Annotated in this window: 1 protein-coding gene; it reads left to right on the top strand. The window is 44.8% G+C overall.

Translation table 11 applies throughout. The annotated features are described in order from the left end of the window. Positions 1-453 (top strand): group II intron maturase-specific domain-containing protein (locus HZY94_RS04475; protein ID WP_306538631.1); only part of this gene is annotated, 453 nt, incomplete at its 5' end. Positions 454-645 lie beyond the last annotated feature (192 nt).

Below are 645 nucleotides of genomic sequence, written 5' to 3'. Positions count from 1 at the left end.
AGGAAATCTCCGAAAGGCTGGAAATGCCGTCCCCATCAAGATAGTGTACAGAGTTTTAAGCGCAAGCTGAAGCGACTAACGACGAGGAAGTGGAGCATTGACCTAACGACACGGATTGAACGATTAAATTGGGTTATCCGCGGTTGGGTAAATTACTTCTCACTTGGTAATATGAAGACGATACTGACGCAAATAGATGAGCGTTTACGAACTCGTATCCGAGTCATTATCTGGAAGCAATGGAAGAAAAAATCGAGACGACTATGGGGACTTCTGAAACTAGGTGTTCCGAAATGGATAGCCGATAAAGTATCTGGCTGGGGTAACCACTATCAACTAGTGGCACAAAAGTCAGTCTTAAAGCGAGCTATATCAAAACCAGCCCTTACTAAAAGAGGACTGGTTTCTTGTCTAGATTTCTATCTTAAACGACATGCGTTAAAAGTTAGTTGAACCGCCGTGTGCCGAACGGCACGCACGGTGGTGTGAGAGGGACTAGAAATTAGCCTCTACTCGATCCACTAGGTTGCGCATTTCTTCTAATTCTTCAGAAGCCTATGATACACGCCCTCCCCTCCTTAGAGGGGAGGATTTTTAGATAGAGTGGACAGCAGGAGATTGCATCCAGTAAACTCTGGCAAATAA

This window comes from Streptococcus danieliae (assembly GCF_013415245.1).
Taxonomy (GTDB): Bacteria; Bacillota; Bacilli; order Lactobacillales; family Streptococcaceae; genus Streptococcus; species Streptococcus danieliae_A.
The sequence above is the reverse complement of the archived record's forward strand: the minus strand, read 5'-3'. Positions and strand labels throughout refer to the sequence as shown.